The sequence below is a fragment of the Tautonia marina genome (assembly GCF_009177065.1).
Taxonomy (GTDB): domain Bacteria; phylum Planctomycetota; class Planctomycetia; order Isosphaerales; family Isosphaeraceae; genus Tautonia; species Tautonia marina.
Genome location: NZ_WEZF01000015.1, coordinates 51,300 through 75,855, shown reverse-complemented (window position 1 = coordinate 75,855; position 24,556 = coordinate 51,300). Strand labels below are relative to the sequence as shown.

The 24,556-nt window shown below is 66.2% G+C and carries 19 protein-coding genes; 7 read left to right on the top strand and 12 right to left on the bottom strand.

Translation table 11 applies throughout. The features are described 5' to 3' along the window. Positions 1 to 18: 18 nt before the first annotated feature. Entirely contained in the window at positions 19 to 975 is a 957-nt protein-coding gene (locus GA615_RS18075; protein ID WP_152052720.1) for a hypothetical protein, read from the top strand. Between the two features lie 104 nt (positions 976 to 1,079). Next, positions 1,080 to 2,366, top strand: coding sequence for an RNA 3'-terminal phosphate cyclase (rtcA, locus tag GA615_RS18070; protein ID WP_152052719.1), 1,287 nt, complete (start codon positions 1,080 to 1,082; stop codon positions 2,364 to 2,366). Positions 2,367 to 2,428: 62 nt separating this feature from the next. Here rtcA and GA615_RS18065 read toward each other — a convergent pair whose 3' ends face one another. Both GA615_RS18065 and GA615_RS18060 read right to left on the bottom strand, forming a co-directional pair. After that, positions 2,429 to 3,883, bottom strand: a complete 1,455-nt coding sequence (locus GA615_RS18065) for a hypothetical protein (protein ID WP_152052718.1) — start codon at positions 3,881 to 3,883, stop codon at positions 2,429 to 2,431. 285 nt (positions 3,884 to 4,168) lie between these two features. Next, entirely contained in the window at positions 4,169 to 5,140 is a 972-nt protein-coding gene (locus GA615_RS18060; protein ID WP_152052717.1) for a DUF6065 family protein, read from the bottom strand. Positions 5,141 to 5,450: 310 nt separating this feature from the next. Between GA615_RS18060 and GA615_RS18055 the strand changes: the two genes are divergently transcribed. Then, positions 5,451 to 6,422 carry a hypothetical protein gene (locus GA615_RS18055; protein WP_152052716.1) on the top strand — a complete coding sequence of 324 codons (972 nt, stop codon included), beginning with the start codon at positions 5,451 to 5,453 and terminating at the stop codon, positions 6,420 to 6,422. Positions 6,423 to 6,655: 233 nt separating this feature from the next. Next, positions 6,656 to 7,798 (top strand): hypothetical protein, encoded by a 1,143-nt coding sequence (locus GA615_RS18050; RefSeq protein WP_152052715.1) that lies wholly within the window; start codon positions 6,656 to 6,658, stop codon positions 7,796 to 7,798. 86 nt (positions 7,799 to 7,884) lie between these two features. On the opposite strand, the gene GA615_RS18045 is transcribed toward GA615_RS18050, so the two are convergent. The 7 genes from GA615_RS18045 to GA615_RS27565 form a co-directional block, all read right to left on the bottom strand. Further along, positions 7,885 to 8,358, bottom strand: a complete 474-nt coding sequence (locus GA615_RS18045; RefSeq protein WP_201750229.1) for a GNAT family N-acetyltransferase — start codon at positions 8,356 to 8,358, stop codon at positions 7,885 to 7,887. 112 nt (positions 8,359 to 8,470) lie between these two features. After that, positions 8,471 to 8,944: a 30S ribosomal protein S7 gene (gene rpsG, locus GA615_RS18040; RefSeq protein WP_152052713.1), complete on the bottom strand. Its 474-nt coding sequence runs from the start codon at positions 8,942 to 8,944 to the stop codon at positions 8,471 to 8,473. A gap of 371 nt (positions 8,945 to 9,315) precedes the next feature. Continuing rightward, positions 9,316 to 9,717 carry a 30S ribosomal protein S12 gene (gene rpsL, locus GA615_RS18035; protein WP_152052712.1) on the bottom strand — a complete coding sequence of 134 codons (402 nt, stop codon included), beginning with the start codon at positions 9,715 to 9,717 and terminating at the stop codon, positions 9,316 to 9,318. 309 nt (positions 9,718 to 10,026) lie between these two features. Continuing rightward, positions 10,027 to 11,487, bottom strand: a complete 1,461-nt coding sequence (locus tag GA615_RS18030) for a DUF1552 domain-containing protein (protein ID WP_152052711.1) — start codon at positions 11,485 to 11,487, stop codon at positions 10,027 to 10,029. Then, positions 11,484 to 13,361, bottom strand: coding sequence for a DUF1592 domain-containing protein (locus GA615_RS18025; protein WP_152052710.1), 1,878 nt, complete (start codon positions 13,359 to 13,361; stop codon positions 11,484 to 11,486). The genes GA615_RS18030 and GA615_RS18025 overlap by 4 nt, the downstream gene beginning before the upstream one ends. Positions 13,362 to 13,545: 184 nt before the next feature. Beyond that, positions 13,546 to 15,237, bottom strand: coding sequence for an alkaline phosphatase family protein (locus tag GA615_RS18020; RefSeq protein WP_152052709.1), 1,692 nt, complete (start codon positions 15,235 to 15,237; stop codon positions 13,546 to 13,548). Positions 15,238 to 15,541: 304 nt separating this feature from the next. Further along, the gene (locus GA615_RS27565) at positions 15,542 to 15,733 is read right to left on the bottom strand and encodes a hypothetical protein (protein WP_161602408.1); all 192 of its coding nucleotides are present in this window, start codon (positions 15,731 to 15,733) and stop codon (positions 15,542 to 15,544) included. Between the two features lie 214 nt (positions 15,734 to 15,947). Here GA615_RS27565 and GA615_RS18015 point away from each other — a divergent pair, with 214 nt between their 5' ends. Both GA615_RS18015 and GA615_RS18010 read left to right on the top strand, forming a co-directional pair. Further along, positions 15,948 to 17,465, top strand: coding sequence for a hypothetical protein (locus GA615_RS18015; protein ID WP_152052708.1), 1,518 nt, complete (start codon positions 15,948 to 15,950; stop codon positions 17,463 to 17,465). A 255-nt stretch (positions 17,466 to 17,720) separates the two neighbouring features. Further along, a complete protein-coding gene (locus GA615_RS18010) occupies positions 17,721 to 18,287 on the top strand; it encodes a thioredoxin family protein (protein ID WP_235905539.1) in 567 nt (188 codons plus the stop codon). A gap of 795 nt (positions 18,288 to 19,082) precedes the next feature. On the opposite strand, the gene GA615_RS18005 is transcribed toward GA615_RS18010, so the two are convergent. From GA615_RS18005 to GA615_RS27880, 3 genes are all read right to left on the bottom strand, one after another. After that, complete coding sequence (locus GA615_RS18005) at positions 19,083 to 20,351, bottom strand: hypothetical protein (protein ID WP_152052707.1); 1,269 nt, start codon at positions 20,349 to 20,351, stop codon at positions 19,083 to 19,085. 220 nt (positions 20,352 to 20,571) lie between these two features. Next, the gene (locus GA615_RS18000; RefSeq protein ID WP_152052706.1) at positions 20,572 to 21,606 is read right to left on the bottom strand and encodes a diguanylate cyclase domain-containing protein; all 1,035 of its coding nucleotides are present in this window, start codon (positions 21,604 to 21,606) and stop codon (positions 20,572 to 20,574) included. A 271-nt stretch (positions 21,607 to 21,877) separates the two neighbouring features. Next, positions 21,878 to 22,423 carry a J domain-containing protein gene (locus tag GA615_RS27880; protein ID WP_201750228.1) on the bottom strand — a complete coding sequence of 182 codons (546 nt, stop codon included), beginning with the start codon at positions 22,421 to 22,423 and terminating at the stop codon, positions 21,878 to 21,880. A 588-nt stretch (positions 22,424 to 23,011) separates the two neighbouring features. Between GA615_RS27880 and GA615_RS17990 the strand changes: the two genes are divergently transcribed. After that, the gene (locus GA615_RS17990) at positions 23,012 to 24,511 is read left to right on the top strand and encodes a hypothetical protein (RefSeq protein ID WP_152052705.1); all 1,500 of its coding nucleotides are present in this window, start codon (positions 23,012 to 23,014) and stop codon (positions 24,509 to 24,511) included. The last annotated feature ends 45 nt before the right edge of the window (positions 24,512 to 24,556 follow it).

Sequence of the window (24,556 nt, the reverse complement as noted above, 5' to 3'; positions counted from 1 at the left end):
GCGGAAAGGACTCCGCCGATGGACCGCAACCTGTGGGCCCTGGCCTGTTCGACGGTCGCCGCGGTCACGATGGCCGTGGGCTGTTCCCTGATCAAGCCTCCGGCCGATCCGGATCGATCGGGAGTCAGCGCCGGGGGGATGGGCAACGAGCAACTGGTCGAGCTGCTCGCCCCTCGGCGGATCGCCCTGAAGGTGATGATCGCCACCCGGCCGGTCGACGACCCGGAACTGCGCGAAATCCTCTGGACGGCGGCCGACGAGCACATCATCCCCCCCGAGCAGCGGCAACGGCTCGAAGCCAACGGCTTGCGGGTGGCCGTGGTCGATACGGTGTTTCCTCCCGAGATCGAGGAGATGCTCAGCCCCGAGGCCCCCGTCGGCCAGCGGATCGACCCGACCATCGTGGCCGTGCCCGATGGCCACGCCACGCCGATCATGCTCGGGCCTGACCAGGCGGTTGAGCACAAAACGCTCTTTCTGAGCCTCGGCAACGGCGCGGTCGGGCGAGACTACGAGCAGGCGACGGGAGCGATGCGCGTCTCGGCCTCGCAGGCCGACGGCGGCATGGCGATGCGGGTGGTCCCCGAGATTCACCACGGCTCGGATCAGCTCCGCTACGCCCCGGCCGAGAACCTCGGCCCGTTCGAGCCCGAGCAGTTCGTGATGCGCGAGGGGAAGCTCGAAGAAAGCTTTCGGGACCTGACGGCCAAGCTCACACTTGAGCCCGAGCAGGTCTTGATCCTCGGCTGCTGGCCCGATCGGCCGGGGAGCCTGGGGCACTTCCTCTTTACCAAGACCGAGCCCAAGAGCGATCGCCTGCTTCAGACGGTCGTTTTCATCTGGGCCACCTCGGCCGGCGCGACCGAGATTCCCTGGGTCGAGCCCGTGACCCCGCCCAACAATCTCCGCCGTGTCGATCCGAGCGAGCTTGGTGTCGAGCCGGTCACTCCCGGCGGATCGACTGGCCAGGAGTGACGGCCAAGCGGTCGGGTCGGAGCGGGTCGGTCCGGGGATGCCCTCCAGAAATCCCCGAGACGCGGTCCTCAGGTTGCGAACCGGATGACCAGGGAGCGCATCGAATGGAATGGACGCCGACTCCGACCGGGGATGACGACGCGGCGATCGGGCCGGCCCGGCGCTGGCGGTCGCACGCCGGTCATGGCCCCTCCTTCGGACCGCATCGCCTGACGGCGAACCGATGGAGCGGACCGGCCCCGGCCCCGCTTCCGAGGTTCGCCCCGATGGACGACGACGACGGATTGCCCCCATCGCCAGGACCCGCCTGCAGCTTCCCGATCCGATCCTCCTCGAACCGTCTGGTGGAGCTGGACGGCGCCGATGGGGAAGGGGGGGGCCAGATTCTCCGAACCGCCCTGACCCTGGCGATGCTCACCGGCCGACCGTTCCGGATCTCCCGAATCCGGGCCAATCGAGACCGACCCGGCCTGCGTCCGCAGCACCGATCGGCCGTGATGGCCGCCGCGAAGCTCTCGGGAGCGACGGTGCAAGGGGCGACCGTCGGCTCGCATGCCCTGACCTTCCGCCCCCGGCCGTTCGAGCCGACCGACCTGGACATCGACATCGGCACGGCGGGGTCCACCTGCCTGGTCCTGCAAACACTGGCCTTGCCGATCGCCTTACGGGCCGATCGCGGGGTCCGGGTGTCGTTGACCGGCGGCACGTTCAACCTGAAGGCTCCGTCCTTCCCCTTCCTCGACCGGACCTGGCGGGCGTACCTCAAACAGATGGGGCTCGACCTGGCCCTGGCGATGCCCGAAGCCGGGTTTTACCCGCAAGGCGGCGGAAGGCTCGACGCCTGGATCGAGCCGGGAACGCCCCGGCCGTTGATCGCCGATCGCCGCGGGGCACTCGTGCGGATCTCGGGGGTGGCCGGGGCCTGCAAGCTGGACGCTCGACGGGTGGCCGACCGGATGAGAGACCGCGCCGTTGCCTTGCTCAACGAGGCGGGGCTCGACACTGAGATCGCCATCGACCTGGCCCACTGGTCCGGCCCGGCTCCGGGAGCCGCGATCGCACTGGTGGCCGAGCACGACAGCGAGACGCCGCCGAGCACGTTTGTCGGCCTCGGCGCCCGAGGAAAACCGGCCGAGGAGGTCGCCGCCGAGGCCGTGGCCGAGTTGCTCGACCACCTGCACGCCCCCGGCCAGGGGGCGGTCGATTTCCACAGCGCCGATCAACTCCTGCTGCCGCTCGCCCTGGCCGAAGGGCGGAGCCTCTACACCGTCTCCCGAGTCACCGAGCACCTGCGAACCAACATCCGGACGATCGCCGCGTTCCTCGATCGCCGGATCCTCCTCGAAGAACCCGACGACGGCGACGGCCCCGGCCGGGTGATCGTCGGCTGAGGGAAACGCCGGTTGGGGGGGCTGGAGAGCCTCGTCTCGTTACCCCCCGACTCGGTGTTCGATCAGAACGGCAAGCCGGTGCGGCGGAGCAACGACCGGAGCTGGAAACTGGCGGTCAGGGCCTCGGCAAGCTGGGTGTCGAGCGCCTTAATGCGTCCCTGAGCCGAAGTCAGTTCCTCCCGGAGCGTGTTGCGGGCCTCGGTGAGATCCGCAATCTCGCTGCGGAGAGACTCCGATCGGTTGTTCTCGGCTTCGAGGGCGCGGGTCGCCTCGGCCAGATCACGCTCGTGAGAGGCGGCGGCCTCCTCGGCCTCTCGGCGGGCCTGAGCCAGCTCGTTGCGGGTCGCTTCTCGATCGGCGGCCACCGCGTCCCGGTCGGCCTGAAGCGCCTGGAACTGTTCGGCGAGCGCATCACGGTCGGCCTGAAGCGTCTGGAACCGTTTGGCTAGAGCCTCACGATCGGATTGAAGCTGTGCAAGCTGCCTGGCCAGAGCGTGGCCGCGCTCGGTGGCGGAGGCTCCCGAGCGGAGGGCGTCATCCCGTTCAAGGGTCAAGCGATTCTGCTCGGCCCTGGCCTGCTCCTGAGCTTCGGCAAGCTGACGGCGCAGGTCCTGGACAGACGATTCGGTCTGCTGCAATTGTTCGCCAACCGTTGCCAGTTCCGTCCGCAGGGCATCTCGGTCACGGCCGATCGTCTCGGCCTCGGCGCGGGAGGAGGCGAGTTGCTTCGACAGCTCGGTCCGCCGATGCTCGGCCTCGGTCCGAGCGGTGTCATGCTCGGCAACCAGGCGAGCCCGCTCGGCCTCGGCCTCGGCTCGGGTCGCGGCAAGCAGCTCGGTCAGGCGAGCCCGCTCGGCCTCGGCCTCACCGCGAAGCCTCTCGAGGGTTTCGGCAAGCTCGGTCGATTCGGCCTGAAGACGATCGGCATGCTTGCGGAGGGAGTCCCGTTCATTCCGAAAGGCGTCTCGCTCGGTGACCAGGGCGTCTCGTTCGGCGATCAGGGCATCTCGCTCGCTTTGCAGGGCGTCTCGCTCGCTTTGCAGGGCATCTCGAACGCGGTCGGCCTCCTGCAAACGAGTCTCATGATCGGTGGCGAGCCGCTCCCGATCGGCCTCGATCCCCGATTGAAGCTCGGCAAGGGCAAGCTCGTGCCGGGCGATCAGATCGTTGCGCTGAGTGGTGGCGTCGGCTTCGACCGCGTCGAGCCGCGTCTGCAAGGCGTCCCGATCGGCGATCAGGGCGTCTCGTTCAGCGATCAGGGCGTCTCGTTCGGCGATCAGGGCATCCGGGGCGGGGCCGGTCTCGGATGCAATGGCCGGAGACGCGAGGCGGTCGGCGTCGGGAATCGGGTCCATCGAGGCCGCTTCGGAGCGGTCGGGGGCCGGGGGGTCCGCGACGATCACCAGGGAGGCGTCGCAGTACTTGCATTGCGCCCGTCGGCCGAGGTGTTCGCGATGGACGCGGAGAACCCGCGAACAGCCGGGACACGTCACGTGAACTTTGGTCGTCGTCGCCATTGGCTCTGGCCCCTCGGTCGGAATCGGGCCAGTCCCTGCCCCAGCAAATCAAAAGGTCCCGATGACCACATCGAGCATCGTGGGACTCGGACCTCGGCTCCGATCGCAAGAGAGCCTGGTCGGTCTGGCCAGCTCGTCGATCCGCCGGGATCAGCTCCGAGGGACGGATGCCCGCGTCGTCTGTCCATGATTCAGACGCTTCGGGAGTAGACTAACCGGCCGACCCGAGGCTGTCAAAACGCCAGCGATTCTCTGCCCGGATCGGTCGACGGCTGTAGCCCGGCCTCAACGCCCGGCCTGGGGATCGTCGGGAGAGTCGGAGGCGGTGGGGCGAGGTCGTGGCCCGACCGAAGGTACGGGAACCCGGACCAGGTGGCCATCGACATCCTGCGCCTTGCGGTACATCAAGTGATTTTGATGCCGCTGCCCCGCTCGCCGCTGCCGCTCATCGCGCCAGGAGGCCATCTGCGCCATCAGTTCGGGCTCGACACTGAGTGGTTCCTCGATCGCCCGAGCCTCGGCGAAGGTCTGATGAGGCACGGGAAGGATCTGGCCGATGGCTTCTCCCTTCGCAAACGTGACCTCACCGGGCTCGACGAGCTTCCAGTTGAAGGTAAACGTGTAAGGGAGCCACCATGTCTCGATGATCCCTTCCAGGGGCACGCAATTCGCCTTCCAGGCGTTGACCGGCCCCTTGGCCCAAAGGTCCCATCCGGGAGGGGTCCGAAACATCCACGGAGGCGAAAACGTGACGATTCCCTGGCCGAACTGGCTCTTGACGGTCACCTGGTACTCAGGGTCGACTTCGACCACCAGGCCCGCCAGCTCGGGCGAGCCGTCCCAGACGATTCTCACATCCACGGGACAATGAATCTGCCATCCCCACTGGTTGGCCACCACCAGAGGCAAACAGTGGTAGGCATGCGGATGCCCGTCCATCCAGGAACGACGGGGAGGGGCCGGGCGCAGCTCCCATCCGGCCCCCCATCCGGCATCGGTGATCCGCAAGGCCCGCAGCTCGAAGGGCGGCAGGGCGTCGATGGTCGGCGGGCTCGACGGCGGGGGAGGAGTCGTCGAGGGGGCGGACACGCCGCGAGCACGCGGGAAATCTACGATCACCGGGCCGACGTTCGACGCATCGGCCGTGACGACGAACGGGGCGCCGACGTCCGTCGCGGAGCGCGATCGAGGCGGCCGGTCGGAGCCGTCGTCGGGAGCATCGGCAGGAGGCATCGAATTCGGATTCATGGTGCGCATGAGCCTACCGCGTCCGGTCGAATCTGACCACGGAGATTTTCTCGGAAGCGATCGCACGAACAGAAGCTTCCATCCACATTCGTGCAAAATCTCGCGATTTTCTGCGATGATCGGCGCGCGGTTCGCAGCGATTGAGCAGGCGAACGGCGGCCCTGCCTTTCCTCGCTCGCTGACTGGCGACGAGGGAAGTGCAGGCGGTGCCGCTGCTGAGTCAACCCACTCGCGCTGGGAACCGAGTCGGTCGAACGATCTCGACCGCGGCAATCCCAACGCGATGGGTTGGCCTCCATCACCGCACGAGGAGACATCGATGAAACGCAGCATCACAACCTCGGCCCTGGTTGGCGGGGTGACGCTGGCCCTCGCCGTCGCGGCAAGCGTGCCGGCATCCGCCCAGATCGTCACCGGACTGCCGACCGGAGGCAATTACTCCCCCTACGACACCTTCGCCGAGCGCTGGTACGATCCCGGCGACTGGTACGGCGTGCGAAGCCGCATCGGTCGGCAAGGGGAGATGGACGGGACCGCCCTCGGCCTGGCCCGCGATCCGTTGCAAAGCGGAATTACCGGCGACCCGCGAGGGCTTGGGATCGAACTGCCGCCGAGTGGACGAGCCCTGGGCCCCGGCTTCTCCGGAGAACTCGGACGCGCCGCCCCTCCAGCCCGGCCGGCGCTGGGCGGTTCCCCTTACTTCCAGCAAAGCTTCTCGCCGTATTACGGCTGGGGCTACAGCGACCGCTCGCGAGACTTCTACGATCCCACGCACGGCGGCTATCCTGCCCGCGATCGAGAACCGGCCGGCATGGACTTCGGCCCGAGTGGCGAGGAGTTCGGCCCCGGCACCACCGAGGGGGTTCCCCAGACCGATCCCGAACCCAACGCCGACATCGACCCTGACCTGCGCCGCTCGACCGGCGAGCTGAGCGTTTCGGGCTCTCAGGGAACCGTTCCGCGTTCCGGTCGGATCGACCGCGACTCGGCCATTTTCAGCCGTCTCGGCCGGTACAACTTCGTCGAACAGGGGGCATTACCGAGCCCGACGTACGGTCTCGGCCCGCGCTACCGAGGGTACTACACCGCGGACTGGTACAGCGACTCGGCCGAGTTCGATGATTGGTACGACACGTCGCCCGCTCCCGAGGCGGCCGGCGATCTCCCTCCCTCTCAGCAAGCTCCCGAAGCGCTCGACGCCCCCGGCGGCCTCGACCGACCGGCAACGCCCATCGAGCCCGGCTCGCCCGGTTCCCTTCGCGAGCCCGGCAGCCTCACTCCGCAGCCGTGAGCGGTCGTGATCGACCGACGGGCCAATGACCACGACCCGCCCCTCACCCGTTCCCCTTCGCGCGAGGCAAACGGGCGGGAGGGATCGTCGATCCGGCCACGGTCGCCAGGACCCACTCGGATTTGCTCCGAAGCCAGCGCTTCCAGTGTTGTTGAAATCAACGGAGTCCTCATGCGATTGAACCGCCTGGGGGCTTCGCACCCATTTTCGTTCCCCAGAGGAGACTCCCCACGATGCGACGCTCCAGGCTTTTGGCCGTCGTGCTCGGCGGATCGCCGTTGCTTGCCCTGCTGATGCCCCCGACCGCGACCGCCCAGCAGCCCGATCCACCGCCCCCCCGGCCCATCACCGTACCCCCGGCCCCGGCTCCCGGCCAGGAGGGTCAGCCGGCTCCGCCGATCGACGCAGAGACACCCGCCGATCAGGAGCGAGAGGACCGTCAGCTTGCGGAATCAATTCGCTCGGAAACCGTGACCGCCCCAGGCTCGGCCCGGGTTGCGATCCCAAGCGGATGGGTCCGCGTTGCGGTCGATCTGGACGGTGACGGCACCTTCGACGCGGTCGAAACCCTCCACATCGACGACCTGAGCCGAGCTCGCATGGCGAGCGCGAACCGGCAGCGCCAGCGGATCGGCGACGGTGGCCGGGATACGGGGATGATTGCCCCTCGGCAGGCCGATCAGCGCCCCCAGTCCGACGCGATCGAACTGACCGGCACCGTTCGGGAGATCCGGGAGTTCCCACTCTCGGGCGTGGCCAGCCCGCATCGGATCGCCCGAGTCGCCACCGATCAAGGAACGGCCAAGGTCGATTTCGGCCCGGCCGACGCCTTGCACGCCCTGGAGATCGGGGAAGGGGACGAGGTCACGGTAATCGGCCATCGCGGCATGATTAACGATCGACCGATCTTGATGGCGCGATCCGTGTCGAAGGGGGAGGATTCGATCGACGTTCAGAGCCCCGACGACGGCATGATCAAGCGGGTTCGAGGAGAGGTCATTAGCACCCGAACCGTGACCTTCCGAGGCCACGACGAGGACCACCTGATCAGCCAGATCGAGCTGCGCGGCGGCAACCGCACCGAGGTGATCCTTGGGCCGAAGTCGAAGCTCAATGGTCTGGAGCTGAAGGAAGGCGACGCCATCTCCCTGCTCGTGCGACCGGCCCTGCTCAACGGTGAACCGGCCATGGCCGCCGAACAGATCCGGTTCGGCGATCAGGTCATCGCCGTGAGTGATCCGGTCGAGACCCCCGTTCAGACCACGACGGAGGACGCCGACTCCAACACCGAGGAAGGCGAGGAACGCAACGAGGCTCCTGGCCTCGACGCCCCGAGCCTCAGCGACGATCCCGCCCAAGGCGACGGCGATTCCTGATCTTGGAATTCGTCAGCGTCCTGCCCGGCCCTGCTCGCGATCCCGGAAAACGGGCCGTGCCGGGTCGGGTTCGATGGATCGAACACTCAATCATCGAGCGCCCGGATCATCCGCACATTGCGGAACTCGACCCCGCGGAGGGTCACCACCTGAGGGGAGCGCGTGGTGAAGCCTCGCCGCTCAAAAAAGGGGAGGGCGGTCAGGCTCACGTCGGCATCAAGCTGTTGCAGGCCGACTCGCCTGGCCTCCGCCTCGATCGCGTCGAGCAAGGCGTGACCGATCCCTTGCCCTTGATGATCGGCCGAGACGAAAACGCGGTCGAGATGACCGTTCGGTTCCAGCTCCGCAAAGCCGGCGATCTGTCCGTCCGCCTCGGCAACCACCACGAATCGGCCGAGGAACCGCGAGGCCCAGGCAGCCTCGTCGATCTCGTCTGAAGCCCACGCCTCAACCTGCTCGGGCGCGTAATCGCGGCAGTTGACCCGGCGAATCGTGTCGCGGAAGAGGCGGAGCAAGGCCGGGGCGTCATCGAGATGGAACGGTCGGATCGTGAGGGTCACGGCGCGACACCCCCTCGAAGGGCGACCGGTCATCCGAAGATCCGATAAAGGGACTCCCCCACCAAAGGCGGAAGGAGGGAGTCCCGAAGCCCGCATCGGAACGTGCCCGGGATTACCAGGCGAAGTGGGCAAACGCCTTGTTGGCGTCGGCCATACGGTGGACGTTTTCGCGACGGCTCATGGCGGCCCCTTCACGGTTGAAGGCGGCAATCAGCTCGTCGGCGAGCTTGACGTGGGTCGGTCGCCCCTTCTTTTCGCGGGCAGCCATGAGGATCCAGCGAATCGCCAGGGTCTGCTGGCGGTTCTTCTTGACCTGCATCGGCACCTGATAGGTGGCACCGCCGACGCGCTTCGAGCGGACCTCGATGACCGGCATGACGTTCTCGACCGCCCGGACGAAGACTTCCAGGGGATCGATATCCGGCAAGCGCTTCTGGATCAGGTCGGTGGCATCGTAGAAGACGCGCTGAGCAACGCTCTTCTTACCGTCGTACATCAGGCAGTTGATGAACTTGCTGGCCAGCTTCGAGCCAAACCTCGGGTCGGGGCGGAGCTGCGCCTTGCTGGCGGTGAACTTGCGGGCCATGGTCGGATCGGTTCCGTAATGCGAGGGGCCAGAAAAGTCCGGGTGGAGTCGAGCCGCGTCAAAACAACCGGGAGAGCGAAGCGGACCGCGAGGCACGGGTCCGAGAAGGTCGAGGGTTGCCGCCGAGACCATCGGGGAAACGTTTTCCCCTCACCGCTTGTCGGCGATGGCTCGGGCAAGGCCGGGCACGGTGAGGAGCATCGGTCCGTCCCGGCGTGCCAGCACCCCTCAGTAGCGACCGACTGATCGCTCCCGGTCGGTTGGACCTGGGCTTCGGCGATCTCCAGGGTCTCCCGGCTGGCTCCCCGATCAGGCACGAAGGAGGGCAGGGAAGGGCAATGGGAGAACGATGGAAGCCCGAGGCCCGGCGATTACTTCTTGCGGGCGCCCTTGGCAGCCGGAGCGGCCTTGGCCTTGGCGCCGTACTTCGAGCGGGCCTGCTTGCGGTCGGCCACGCCGAGCGAGTCGAGCACACCGCGGACGATGTGATACCGCACGCCCGGCAGGTCGCGGACCCGGCCGCCGCGGACGAGCACGATCGAGTGCTCTTGCAGGTTGTGGCCTTCGCCGCCGATGTAGGCCGTGATCTCCTTGCCGTTGGAGAGCCGCACACGGGCGACCTTCCGCAGGGCCGAGTTCGGCTTCTTCGGCGTCATCGTCTTGACCTGCAGGCAAACCCCCCGCTTGAACGGGTTGGCGTCCAGCACCGGCGACTTCGTCTTGGTGTACTGCTGCTTCCGCGGCTTGCGGACGAGCTGATTGATCGTGGGCATAGGTCTTCGGTCGTCCTGGCGATCCTCGGGCGTCCCCGATCCCTTCAAAGCCGACAGACACATCGGCCCTTCGGGCGTGCTCCTCGGGATGATCCATATTCCACATCGGGACCCCGGGCGTACGATTCACCGTATCCCGGATCGGCACGATGCGGCAAAACGTCCAGTTTACCCTGTTGCTCGCCGTTGTCAATCGGCTGAAACAGATGGCAAGGAATCTGCAGGGCAATCAACGCTCGGAGGGAGTCGTGAGCGGGGACGGTCGGGGGCTGGTCAGATGCCCCCGATTGCCCCCGCATCGCTTGCCGATCAGGAACGCTCGCGGCGTCCTCGGCGTTGCGTCTCCTCGTAGGGGCGCCCGTCGTACTCGGGGTTATCGAGCCCTTCGAGCGGCCCGGTGCTGTCGGCGAACCGGGGGACCGGAGCGCCGACGCGGTCGAGCATCGAAACATACAGGTTGCAGAGGGGCGTATCGGGGCTGTAGATCAGGTGACGGCCGGGCGCCAGGGTGCCGCCGGCGCGGCCGGCGAGGACCGTCGGCAGGTTGTGGGGGTCGTGGCGGTTGCCGTCTCGCAGAGCCGAGCCGATCAGGACCATCGAGTTGTCGAGCAGGGTCCCCTCGCCTTCGGGGATTTCCCGCATCCGGTCGAGCAACCGCGCACACTGCTCCATGTGCCAGGTGGTGATGAGCTGGTACTCGGCCAGCTTCGCCTCGTCGTTCTCGTGGTGCGAGAGTTGGTGGTGCCCCCCCGAAACGCCGTCGAGGAACGAGAAGTTCTTGTTGCTCACCGAGTTGCCGAACATGAACGTGGCGATCCGCGTCGAATCGGTCCGCAGGGCGAGCAAGAGGATTTCGAGCATCAAGGAGACGTGCTCGGAGTGGTCCATCGACCGCTCTCGGACGCGGCCGGGGTCGTGGCTGTAGGTATCGACCCGACCGCCGAGGGCCTCGATGTCGGCCCTGGCTTCGGGATCGTCGCGATACCGGGCGCGGCGGTCGCTGGCCTCGAAGGCGATCCGGGTCTCGACGGCCCGAACCGAGTCGAGGTACTCGTCCAGCTTGCGGCGGTCTTCGTGGCCAACCCGGTCGCGGAGGGCCTTCGCATCTTCGGCCACCAGGTCCAGCACGCTCCGGTCGTCGTCCTGCCCCCCTCGGCTGCCGGCCTCGGATCGGAAAAGGCGGTCGAAGGCGAGGCGCGGGTTGATCTCTCGGGCGACCGGAGTGGTGGGGGTCGACCAGGAGATGTGCGAGCCGTAGAGCCGGGTGTAGCCGACGTTCGTATCGACGCCGGTCGTCACCGGCTCGACGCCGAGTTCCAGGGACGGCAAGGGGGTCAAGAGGCCGATCCGCTGCGCCGCGAGCTGGTCAATCGAAATGCCGCCGGAGTTCAGGTCGGCGCCGGTCGTCCGATGGATGGTCGTGCCGGTTAGCCAGGCGGCGTCCTTCACGTAATGGCCGTCGCCGGTGAAGGTCCCCTGGTTGCTCAGGTGGGTCAGCACAAGGATCTCGTCCTTGTGCCGCGCCATCGGCTGAAGGATGGGCGAGAGGGTGAAGTCTCGGCCGTGGCCTTCGGGGGTCCAGGTGTGAGGGTTGCAGCCGTTCGGCCAGAACAGGCAGGCCATGCGGACCGGAGGCCGGTCGTCGGTGTTCCCGTCGGCGCCGAAGGCCCGAGCGGCGGGCCTCATGGCGTCGAGCAACGGCAGGCCGACCATCGCTCCCACCCCTCGAAGGACGGTTCGACGGCTGATCGGGTGGTTCTTGCGGCTCATGGCTGGGCCTCCAGGGTTTCGTTCCGACGATGCTGGAAGGGGAAGCTACGGACAACCGCGGTGATCAACGCCGATCCTCGGTAATCCTCGGCCTCCAGGTCCTCGATCACGCGGTTGACGGCGGGGGTGTCGTAGTACTCAATCCCCCGACGCAGGGCATAGCTGAGCATCCGCTCCGAGAGGTTCCGCACGAACAGGTCGCGCTTCGTCTCGACGAGGATGGCCTTGAGGGCCGCCGGGCCGGTGAACGCCTCGCCCGTGGTCAAGACGCCCGAGGCGTCGACCGGCTCCTCGCTGATCTCCTCTCGCCATCGGCCGAGGACGTCGAAGTTCTCCAGTCCGAACCCGAGCGGGTCGAGCCTGGCGTGACACGAGGCGCAGTTCGGGTCCTCGCGGTGCTGTTCCAAACGCTGGCGGAAGGTCAAGCCGTCTCGAATCCGGTCGTCGGCCGGCAAGGCCCGGACCATCGGCGGGGGCGGCGGGGGGGGCGTGCCGAGCAGTTCCTCCAGCACCCACTTGCCCCGCAAGACCGGGCTGGTGCGTCTCGGGTACGACGTGAGGGTCAGGACCGAGGCCATGCCGAGCACTCCTCCACGGTTCCGGTCCTCCAGGGCGACCCGGCGGAACTCCGATCCTTCAACCCCCTCGATGCCGTAATGCTCGGCCAGCATCTCGTTGAGATAGGTGTAGTCGGAGTCGATCAGTTCCAGCACCGACCGATCATCTCGGAAGATGGCGTGGACGTAGGCAATCGCCTCCTCGACCATCGCCTCGCGCAGCTCGTCCGTGAACTCGGGGAACAGCCGGCGATCGACGTCGGCCAGGTCCTCCAGGTTGCCGACGCGGAGCCACTGACCGGCGAAATCCTCGGCCATCGCTCGGGCCTTCGGGTCGGCGAGCATCCGGTGGACCTGCGCATCGAGCACGTCCGGATCGCTCAAGGTCCCGGCATTGGCCAGGGCAAACAGCTCGTCATCCGGCATCGAGGCCCAGAGGAAGTACGAGAGTCGACAGGCCAGCTCGTGATCGGAGATCCGGTACGAGCGGTCATCCGCCTCCGGCCGGTCCTGCTCGATCAGATACAGGAAATTCGGCGAGACGAGCACCGCCCGCAGGGCGAGCCGCACGGCTCCTTCGAAGTCGTCGCCGCGATCCTCGGCCAGCCGATAGAGCCGCATCAGGCGATCGACCTCCTGATCCTCGACCGGCCTGCGGAAGGCCCGGCGCGCGAAGGCGGCGATCGAGGCTCGGGCGGCTTCCTCGGCCGTCCGATCAGCTCCGGGCCGAACGACGAGGAAGCGATCGGGATCGGCCTGATCGAGCACCTCACCGGCCGCGGCGAGGTACTTCTCCATCAGGATCGGCGGGATGAACAGGGTCGAGGCGTTGTTGTCGAACCCACCGCCGCCGCCGCCATCGGCCGGGAAGTTGCGGGCGGGGTCGGAATCGACGCCGAGCAGGTCGCGGATGGTGTTGTTGTACTGGCGTCTCGTCAGGCGCTGGATGACGCTTGGGCCGGGATCATCCACCCCTTCGATGGCGTCGAGGACCGCCTTGATCGAGGTCGCCGCCCGCTGCCGATCGTCCTCATTCGGCCCAGCCCTGCGTCCCGGAGGGGGCATCGTGCGTTCGAGCAAGGCATCGACGACCATGAGCCAGGTCTCCGGGTCCTCCCGAAGCGTCTCCTCCTCCTCGAACCGCGCCAGGTCGATCCCCCCTCTGGGTTTCTCTCCTCCGTGGCAGTTCAGGCAGTGCTTCTGCAAGAGCGGCCTGACGTTCTGGTCGAAGCCATCCCCCCGGGCCGGGTTGACGGCCAGGGAGCCGACAAGCATCAGGCCCGAAACCCACCGGATCATCTGGGATCGAATCGTCATCAAATCATGGGCTCCCGGGCGCGATGGACCACTCAAGGCAAGGGTTGTGAGCGAGGCGGGTGTCGTCCCTTCCTCTCGCGAGGGGCGATCCCCTTTGCCTGAAAGGAGCGACGATTGGAGAAAAATTGTACCCGGAACCTGTGAGGGTTGTCAGCCCATCGGAACGATCGGCGGTTGAGGCCGCTCAGAGATACCCCAGGTCGGCCAGGCGTTGCTTGACGGCCTCGTCGTCTTCCTCGTCGAGACCGGATGGCGGGGAGCCGTCGCCGTTGGAGGAGGAGGGGGAGGGCGCGGGGGCAAGCTGGGCGGCGCGGTCGGGCTGGAAGGAGGGGTCGAGAACCTCGGAGAGGAGGCGGCCGTCGAGATCGTCGGGGCTCGGGACGCCGAGCAGGTGGAGGACGGTCGGGGCGATGTCGAGCAGGGTGGCGGAGTCGTCCAGCATGGCGCCGGGCTGGATGCCGGGGCCGGAGGCGACGAAGACCCCTTCCATGCGGTGGTCGCCGGTCGGACCGAAGGCGGGGGAGATGACCTTGTGGGTCGTGAAGTCGTGCAGGCCGATGGTTCGGTATCGCCAGTCGCCCAGAACGACGGTCAGGTCGGGGGCGAGGTGGCTCATGGGACCGTTGTAGAGTTCGTCGGCCTCATAAACGCGCTCGACCAGGGGGACGCCCGTCTCGGGGTGAGTCAGCTCGGCCAGTTCGGCCTTCAGGTCGTCGAGGATCGGGCGAACGTCGGCCTCAGCCACGCAGCCGTTCGGCTGGCGGCCCTGGCGATTGAGGAAGATCTGGCCGAAGTTCCCCTGAGCGTAAGCTTTTGTCTTTGACCAGTCGATATGACGACGCGAGAGGAAGACCGACTCGGCCAGGCGGTCGAGCCCGTTGTCCTGGCTCCCGCCGAACCGGCTGACCCGGTGCTTCGCCTGGCCGAAGCGGGCCATGATGTTATAGATCCACTCCGGCGTCACCCCACGCTTGTAGCACCAGTGCTTCTGCTTCACGTAAGGGGTGTCGATCAGTTGAATGAACCCCTTCTCCAAAAGCCAGACGTTGAAGTTGACGAAGTGCTCGACCGGGCCGAAGCCGTGGTCGCTCATCAGGACCAACGTCGCATCCTCGGGCAAGGCGGCCTCGATCTCGCCAATCCCCGCGTCGAGCTTCAACCAGAAGGCGATGAAACCCTCGCGGACCTTCGCCAGATCGCGCCCCTTGGCCAGGCGGTGCGAGGGGTCCCAGGCGTGCCAGAGTTCGTGCTGGATGCGGTCGGTGGCCATCAGGTCGTAGATGAACAGGTCCCAGGGTCGGGCGTCCATCAGGAACCGGACGGCCCGGAGGTGATGGTCGAGAAAGTCGGTCAGCGAGGCGAGCGCCTGAGGCTCATTGCCGCCGTCGTGAACCGAGGTATCCCAGGGGCGATACGACTCGCCGAGGGCCGTTTCCAGCTCGGCGAACAGGGCGGGATCGGTGGAAAAATCCTTGGCCTGGGGAGGGCTGAGGAAGTCTCCCAGGAAGAAGCCGTCGGGAGCGGGCCGGGGGGGGTAGCTCATCGGCACGGCCCCGGCGATCGTTCGCTTGCCGAAGCGGCCGGCGACCTCCCAGAGCAGCTCCGACCGGATCGACCGCGACGTGTTCACCCGACCGCCGAGCGGGTTGTGCTCGAATTCAAGGAACTCGAAGACGCCGTGCTTGCCCGGATTCTTGCCGGTTATCACGCCGGTCCAGGCAACCGGGCTGAGCGGGGGGAAGATCGACCGCAAGGTGCCCGACGCCCCCTTCTGCCGCAACCTTGCCAGGTTCGGCAGCGCGCCGGCCTCGGCCAGCGGCCCGAGAATATCCCAGGTCGCCCCGTCGAGCCCGAGCACGAAGACCTTGGTCGTCATCGGCCGTATCCACCCTCACCGCGTTCGGTTGCGTGATTGTTGCGTTCCGCCCCTCACCTGAACTGTCCAACGATTCTAGCAACCGCCCGCCGTGCAATCGACCCGGATCGGAGGGCCGCTTGCCTGGACCCTGCCGACCAGGCAAGCAGGACCGCCAACAAATCGGGCACCGGTCCTGATCCACGGATCATGCCCGCAGAATTTTCATCAACCTTAACCTGTTTCTCATCAAACGGATAGAACTCATTCGATCGCGTCAAATCCAAAATGCCGAACCCATCTGGCATCCTGGGTGCTTTGGTTCTCAATCGCTCGCCTCTGACCGCGTCCCTTCGGGCAATCGGGTTTCGGCCCACTGTTCGATCCAGACCGACGAAGTCACGAGCAAGCGTCGTTCTCCCTGGCTATGCCCGGTCCCCTCGGGGGGGACCGGGCGTTTTTTTTTGCGCCCCGCAGCAATGACACCACCGCAAGCCTCGAACGTGGTTCCCTTCATGCCAGTTGCGTTGGCCCGAAAAAAGCAACCGCACAATCACCCCAAAATCCGCAAATACTCCAAATTCAACGCTTGAACTGGCGCGAAATTTGGACTAAACCGGAAAGGTGCAGCGATCAGGAAAGGACAGCCGCCTGGGCGGCCGGGAGCGAGTGTGCCGGGTCGTCTCTGGGGGATGGGGCAAGTGAGAAGCACCTTTGGGGAGCGTGAAGTCATGAGGCGGATGAAGCGGGGCGGTCTGCTGCTGGCGGCGACCGCGGCAATGGTCCTGGCGGGATCGGATTCGGCGTCGGCCTGTTTCCGATGCGGGATCGGGAGCCCGAGTCTTGCGTGTCTGTCGGTCGAGCCGGTCGGGCTGCCCTGCGGGCCGACGATGGTTCCCCAGACCGTGACGACCATGAAGACGATCACCGAGACGGTTTACGACACCGTCCCGGAGACGATCATGCAGACGAGGTATCGCACCGAGTACCGGACCGAGCAGGTCCCGGTCACGCGGTACGTGGCCGAGAAGGTGCCGGTGCAGACGACCCGGACCGAGTACCGAACCGAGTACGTCACCCAGCAGGTCCCCGTCCAGCGCTGCATTACCGAGCAGGTGCCGGTGCAGACGACCCAGACGAAGTACCGGACCGAGTACAAGACCGAGCAGATCCCGGTCACGCGGACGATCTACGAGACGGTCACGGTGCCTCGGCAGTACGTGGTAAACATCCCCAAGTATGAGACGGTCCCGCAGCAGGTGACCCGAACGGTCTGCGAACCGGTGACGACCCAGCAGACGATTCAGCAGCGGCACACGGTCCTCGATCGGGTGGTCGAGACGGTCATGCAGTCGCAGCCGTACACGGTGATGGTCCCGCAGGTCCGGACGAGCTACGTCACCCAGACGGTCGCCGAGCAGGTGCCGGTGACCCGAACTCGGGAGGTCTGCGTCGACCAGGGGGGCTATCAGACGGTGACGGTTCCGGTCGGCGGTCATCATGGCAAGGGGCTCTCGTGCATGGGCTTCGGTCATGGCGGCGGCTGCGGGAGTTCGTGTGCCCCGGCTTACATGACCAAGTCGGTGTATGTGCCCAATCCGGTTCGACATCAGATCCAGGAAACCTCTTATGTCACCCGCCAGCGCTGCGAGACGGTTCCGGTGCAGACGACCGTGCAGGTGCCGGAGGTCCGCCATCAGCAGGTCCCCGTCCAGGTGACCCGCACTGTGCCTCGGGTGGAGGTCCGCGACGTTCAGGTGCCGGTGACCCGGATGGTCCCTCGGCAGATCGTTGAGACCGTCCCGACGACCCGCGTCACCATGACCCAGGAAACCCGGACCGACCACGTCCCGACCCTCCGGCCTCGGCAGGTGACCGAGACGATCACCCGACAGGTCCCGGTGACAATCCCGGAACAGGTGCAAGTGACCGTCATGACCACTCGGACCCGGATGGTCACCGAGACGATCACCCGGCAGGTTCCCGTGACCCGGGCCGTCCAGGTGCCGGTGACGACCTACACAACCAAGATGGTCCCCGTGCAGGAGACGATCACGCGGCAGGTCCCGGTGACGATCCCGGAACAGGTGCCGGTGACCGTCACCCGATGCGTCCCGCGCCAGGTGACCCGGGAGATCCCGGTGACGACGACGGTGATGGTGCCGGTTGAAACCGTCGCCCCGAGCGCCCAGGCGGTCGCGCCGACGGGCCGGTCGGCCTCGCCGCAAGCCGCCTCGCCGCAGTCGTGAGCCGAGGCGAGGGGAGCTGATCCCCTTGCTCCTGGAGTCGAGAACCGAGACGCCTCTCCGGCGGGAGATCCTCCCGCCAGGGGGGCGTCTCGTTGCGTTTCCAGGAGGCCGGGGGGCTGGGCAGCGGGAGGCCGAAGGACTACCATCGCTCCGTTCCCCGAGGCGACGGGAGGCCCGGCGTTTGCTGCGTTGTGTCTGGGTTTCCAAAGAGCGTCAAGGCATCAATGAACGACCGAGGAAAGGACAACGAGGGTGATGATCGACTGGGGCAAGGTGTTCGGCGAGGCGTTGGGGTATCAGGAGTTCCTGGCGAAGTACGGGTCGGAGGCGGAACGGGGGAAGTGGGCGGCGATTCATGACCGGGTCGGCTTGACCGAGGATCAGAAGGGCGTGATCGGCGGGTTCGTCCGGAAGATGCCGGTACTCTGCCTGGCGGGAACCTGGTGCGGCGACTGCGTGTATCAGTGCCCGATCCTCGACCACATCGGCGCGGCCAACCCCTCGGCGATCGAGATCCGCTACCTCGACCGCGACGCCCTGCCCGAGGTCTCCGACCTGCTTCGGATCAACGACGGCCGCCGCGTGCCCACCGTCGTCTTCCTGAGCGAGGACTTCTTCGAGGTCGCCCGGTTCGGCGACCGGACCCTGTCACGCTATCGCAAGCTCGCCACCGACCAGCTCGGCCCAAGCTGCCCGACCGGCCTCGTCCCTCCTCCCGACGATGAGCTGGCCTGCGTCACCTCCGAATGGGTCGACCAGTTCGAGCGAGCCCATCTGATCCTCCGCCTCTCCGGCCGCCTCCGCGAGAAGCACGGCGACTGACCCAGCCGCTTCCCCCCTCGGTGCGCGCTCGGTTGCGCCCTTTGGTGCGCCTCCGGTGCGCCAGGGGGAAGGGGCCGTTGAGGATTGCCTGTCAAGGAGTTGTGCCGATTCGCCACGGTTCGTTTCGGGAATGAGCCCGGCCGGCGGCTGGGTTCGTTTCGTACGGGGATCTGTGGCCACGGAGGGAACACGGAGGGAACGCGGATGAGGGGAAGGGAGTTGGGGGAGGGAGGGGATTGAGTCGCCTCGTGCGCGGCTCGGTGCGCTGAGGAAAAAGGGCCCTGGTGCGCCTCGATGCAACGGGGTGGATCGGGTGATCGGGCTGATGGGGAAAGGAGTTGCGCCAATGGCGTCCGATTGGTTTCGGGAATCGGGCGCCGGGCAATGGGTTCGTTTCGCGCCGAAGGACGCGGGCGAAAATGGGTTTGTTTCGCGCGACGGTGGGTGGGGGAATCGGGTTCAGCGTCATGCGGGCGGGCGATCGGGCTGAGAGAAGATGGTCCCAGTCGCCCCGATGCGAAATGCGTGCCTGCGTGCCGGCATTCCCGGATTGTCAAAGAATGGGGGGAGCGGCCGATCGCGCCGGATGAGGTCCGGGGCGATCCGATGGGTCGGGTCGGGAAACGTCGAAGGGCCATTCCCCACGCTAAGATGATCGGGAAAAACGGCAGGGGCAGTCACCGATTCCGATGGAGATCCGGTCGGGCTCGTCAGGAATGCGGATACGATGGCTCCCCGGCCTCCGAGTGAGCGCAAGTTGCGCCCTAGCCCTCCGAGATCACCCAGGCGCCTCCTTTACTGCACGGACAAGGCGTATTCTGCCCGCTCATCGGTGATCGCGATGCGTTGATGCAGGCGGACGATGTAAGAGAGAAATCGGATGCTCTCGCCGTTTTCGAGTTTGAATGCGCTGATCACATTGCTGATGGTGTCGCGCTGATCGGTGCTCAACTCATCAACGACGAGCATGACCTTGATCGTCTTCTGGAACGCATTGGTGATGTGCTTGTCGATCTGCCTGCCGATGAGTTGCTCGGCGATGCCGGGGTCGATTTCCTTGATCCAGGAACTGAGCTTGCGCATGCGATCCGGGTCTGAGAAGATGAACGCGATGACCTTGTCGGTCCAGTCCCTGATCGTCTGATCCCGGATTTGCTTGTCGGTGACGATGCTGAAGGTCGAGGCAAACCGCATCAGCTGGGGGATGACATGGCTGTTCAAGTAATTTGATTTTTCTTGAGAGCTGACCTTGCCCTCTCCGAAACATTCATATTCGATGAGATTGATCTGGATGGGATTCTTCAGTTGCTTGTTGTAGACGATGAGCAGGGCATCGGGGATCGATCGGATTCCCTTGATGAACGAGTCTCCCCGCGCCTCGACGCCTGCGGATTGGAAGAGGCGATTGTCGGGGATCAGGAGTGAGTGCTCCTCGCGGTAAGCGGGGAGCAGCGAGTAGAAATGCTCAGTGACCAGGGGTTCGAGGCCCTGCAAGAGATCCTTCTCATTGCGAAAGCGGATCGTCTGAAAGGTTCCAAGAACCTTGATCTTCGTGTCCGATACCGCGCCTTCCCCCTCCGGATCATCGGATGAAACATTTTCGATTGGCGAGGCCTTGTCGGATTCGTCATAGGCATCCTGCGGCGTGCTGGGCTCGTCGACACCAAGACGGATCGGGCCAGCGGAGCGATGGGCCTCAAACGCCTTTGCCAACTGATCGGCCGCCTCGGCCTCCTGAATAGGCCGTGCCCCTTGAAGGTATCTCAACGCCCAGTGTTCACCGCCGATCGCCGCCAGGAACTGGATCTCGAAGGGTTCCGAATACGAGACATCCTCCAGGGTGTAGCCGACGACGTAATGCTCCGCGTCGGGCCAGGGCCTCGCGTCGGTCACATCGGCCAGTTTCGCCCTCATCCCGCAAACGGTCGCGCCGTCGTGCTTGACGACGAGATAGACCGTGTCCCCAAGCTGCTGGCCCCGCCTCGTGAAGCCGAAAACCTTCTCGGAGAGGCAGAGGTTATAGTTGAGCAGCGACTTACCGCAGTGCAGGATCCTCACGGCCATCGGGAGCACGTCCTCGAATCGAAGGCGGGAGTTGTGGCGTCAATTCGTCACGTCCTGAGGAGATTCTCCCCACGATTCGCGACATGCACGCGAGTGCGCATGAGAAACGATCAGATGCCTGATCGCAAGAGGCATGAAGGGGGAACAGCCCGAGTGATCGTAATGTGGGGCGGCTCTCAATGCCTCGGATACCGGCGGTGATGGGACAGCGGTGCCGGTGTCAGGGCGACTCGAGCGATTCAGCGTGAGGTGCAGGCATGGACGCTCCGGAGGAGTCGGCATGCTTCATCTGGTCGCGGCCGGCAGCCTTGGCGGCGTAGAGGGCGTGGTCGGCCTGCTCGATGAGCGATTCGGGGGGGACGTTGGCAGAGGGGACGACCGAGGCAGAGCCGATGCTGAGGGTGACGAACGGGCCGGCTCCCGGGGCCTGGTGGGGCAGGGCCTTGAGGCGAAGTTGATCGCTCACGCGCTTGGCCATCGCCAGGGCTCCGTCCCGGTCGGTTTCGGGGAGGACGGCGGCGAACTCCTCTCCGCCGTAGCGAGCGACGAGGTCTCCGGGCCGGCAGACCGAGGCCTGGATCAACTCGGCGGCCGCGCGGAGGCAGTCATCGCCTGCCAGGTGCCCTCGGAAATCGTTGTACAACTTGAAGTGGTCGAGATCGAGGAGCAGCAGCGACAGCGGGGTCGCCGACCGGGCGTGCCGCTTCCATTCCCGGGCCAGGACCTCGTCGAAGTGGCGGCGATTGGCCAGGCCGGTCAGTCCGTCGGTGGTTGCCTGGGCTGCCAGCAAGCGATTGGCCTCCTGGAGTTCCAGTTCGACCCGTTTGAGCCGCGTGATGTCGTCGTGCGTGACCACGATTCGAGTTTGCTTGCCGACGGTAAATCGGGTCACGCGGATGGTAAACCATTGGTGGGCGGTGGGAGAGTGGCACGGGTATTCGAGCTGGAAGTCCGGGATGAGGCCCTCGCCCACGTCTCGAATGCCTCGGGCGATCAGTCGGGCCTGCTCGGTGCAGGAGCCGGAGGCGGCCTCGCAGACCTCGAGGTAGTTCACGCCGGGGCCGCAGAGGCTCTCGACCAGGCCGTTTCGGGTGGCGTAGGCATTCCAGGCGGCGTTGACGGCGACGATGGTGCCGTCGGGCCGAAGGATGGCCACGTGCGAGAGGAGCGAATCGAGCGTCCGCTGGAAAAAATTCGAGACGACGGATCGCTGCCTGCCGCGTTCACTGAGTCCCTTGCTCTCCTGGACGACCATTGTTGAGCATCTCCTGTGCGCATGAGGGTCATCTTGACCCCGGTTGCCACAAGGTTAGGTCACGGTGGGACATCGCAACAGATTGCCGGCAAATCGCAAGCCCAGCCCACCCAAAACTGATCCACATAGACTCAAATTCAACCCTGCAAGGCGAACGAGGAGAACAGTCCATGTGCTCGTGACGCGGGGCGGAGGCCGGCGTTTCTTGGGCGTGGGGCCCTGGACACCGTGGCCGGTGGCGGCGGGTGTTCGCCGGTCTGTGATCCCGCGATCAGCCCCTCCACTCGGCGTACCAGGCGGCGTCTTCGTAGGCGGCGTTCAGGGCGGCCATCGCGGCGTGGTCGCCGCCGCGGTCGGGGTGGAGGAGGAAGGCGCGACGGCGGTAGGCGGCCTTGATCTCGGCGAGCGAGGCGGCGGTGGAGAGGCCGAGGGTTGCGAAGGCGACGGAGGGGATTCCGGAGGGCCACGAGGCGGCGCGGGCCCGCTCCCTCGCCTGCCGTTCCTGCTCCTCGCGCTTGAGCAGAAGGTCGTCGGCGAAGGGGGCGATCCCGCCGGTGCTGACGCCGTGAAGGAGGAACCGGGCCCGCGCCTTGCGGTCGGTGAGCACGTCCTCGGCGTTGGCCGCCCAGCGCTCGGCGACGGCGCGGAGCGTGGGGTTGGTTTGCAAGCGATCGAGGAAGGCGGCCTCGGCCTCGTCTCGATCTCGATACTGGCCGAGATGGAGCACGATCCGGCTGCGGATACGTCCCTTCGGGCGGTGCTGTTCGACGACGACCCAGATGATCCGGTCGTCCTGCTCGACGGCCATCAGCAGCATTGCGGTCGCCCCCCCGGCGATGTCGTCCCGCGGTCGAATGAGCCGGCTGGATCAAGGGCGGCCTGGCCCCCGGCTTCCTGGAGTGTCTCTGGAGTTTACAAGGTGGATCGGTGCGTTTTCGAGAACTCGACGCCCCCACTCGAATCATGATGCGTTGTCTCTTTGCCTTGGGTGGCCCCGGTGGCTCGCCAACCGGGGCGGCGCAGCCGCGAGAGGCGTCGGGAGGCCGCACCGAAACTCTCGTCGCTCCGCGACCCCGGTTGACGAGCAACCGGGGCCACCCGGGAGAAACCCAGCATTTTTCATTGGAAGTGGTACTCCGGGACTCGTGGGCGTGGGGCACCTGGCTACCGAGGCCGGTGGTGCGGCCTTTGGCGCAAGGGGTTCGAGGAATCGAAAGCGGTTTCTCAGCGCCTGGGTTCGGGGCGTTCGTCGGTCGTGCCGGCGCGGTTCAGCACGCTCTTGAGAGCGGCGAGGGATGGGGTAAAGTGGGACGGAAACGATGACCTTGCGGCCATGTCATGCTCCGTGTCGATCGCGTCTAACGGTCGGGTTTTTGCCATCCTTTGAGGTCAGAGGTCTATGCCCATGTTTCGAAATCATCGATTCGTCGCAGCGTCGGTCGTGGGTCCTCGATCCTCGAAGGCGGTCCGCTTGCGGAAGCGGCATCGGCGGGCGCTCACGCTGGAGGCTCTTGAAGCGAGGACGGTGCTGAGCACGACGGCTCAGTTCACGATGCTGGGAGCCACGGCGGTGGATCCGCAGACGATCGAGATCCGCTTTCATCAGGGCGATCCGGCCGAGGCGCCTTCGGCCGAGATCGCGCTGACGATCTACCGATCGGCCGATCCGGTGGTGGATGCGGGAGATCGGGCACTGGTCTCGACCGTGCTGACCGTGGCGCCGGGGTGGAACCAATCGGCCCAGATCGCGCTGAACGAACCGCTCGGGATTCTGCCGGAGGAGCCCTACGTGCTGGTCGTCGCCAGCGGCGACGCGAACGAGGCCGACAACGTCGCGTCGTTCCGGAAGTGGACCGTCGGCGCGGTGACCCACGGTTTTGAACCGAACGGCCGGATGCCCTCCTGGGTCCATGAAACGGCCGCGACGCTCCGGCAGCAGGGGTATGACGCCGTCTTGCCGTTCAACTGGGCTCGGCTGAGCAACCTGCCGCGCCCCGGAATCCCCGAGCTGGTCGCCCGGCGGTTGGCTCATCAGGTGACGGCGATGAGTCATCGGCTGGTGGCGCATGGATTCCAGCATCAGGATGTCATCGATCTTCATCTGATCGGCCATAGCCGGGGCGGGGGGGTGATCAACCTGGCCTCGGCCGCCTTGCCGAATGGCCAGGGACCGTTTGCCGGGGGACTGGTCAAGCTGACGATGCTCGATCCTCACCCGGCGCGAAACACGACCGAGGTGCCGTATTACAGTGCCTCGGCGGGGCCGATCGGGCAGCTTTCCTTGCTGAATTTCCTGACCTTCCAGGAAGCCGCCAACGATCAGGCGGTGGTGCTGGCCCCGGGCGTCGACCAGTTGGAAGTCTTCCACCAGGCCGCCACCGTGGCGGATCCGAGCCCGCTGGTGGCGGGAGACGAGCGGTTTGTGCAGAGCTGGGGAGAGGTTCCGATCACGATTCCCAGCGGTTCGGCCGTGAGCGAGGTGGCCTACTACGACCTGACGCCGGTGGTTCCCTCGCACAACGGCATCACCCGGTACTATCAGACCGTGGTGGCGCCGACGCTCGGATCGGGCCTGCCGCTCGATCAACTGCAACCGCCCTTGATTGCCTCTCCCACGGCCGATCCTCCGCAGGGGGGCGGATTCCTGCCCGGAACCGGGTTCGAGAGTGAGCTTCAGGTGCTCGCCTTCGCCGGATTCCCGGTCCCGGTCGCCTCGTCGCTGCTGACGGAGGTGCAGACCCTCAATACCGCCATCGCCGAGGGGAACCGATTCGAGGCTTACGCGCAGTTACGACACCTGATGAGGACGACGCACCTTCTGGGGGCGACACCGTTGCCTCAGGATTCGCTCACGGCGTTCCGACAGCTTCTGGGTTCGACCGCTCGCCTGCTCCGAACGATTTAATTCGGACATTGGGCTGAAACTGTCGCTATAATGAGAACGCGTTGG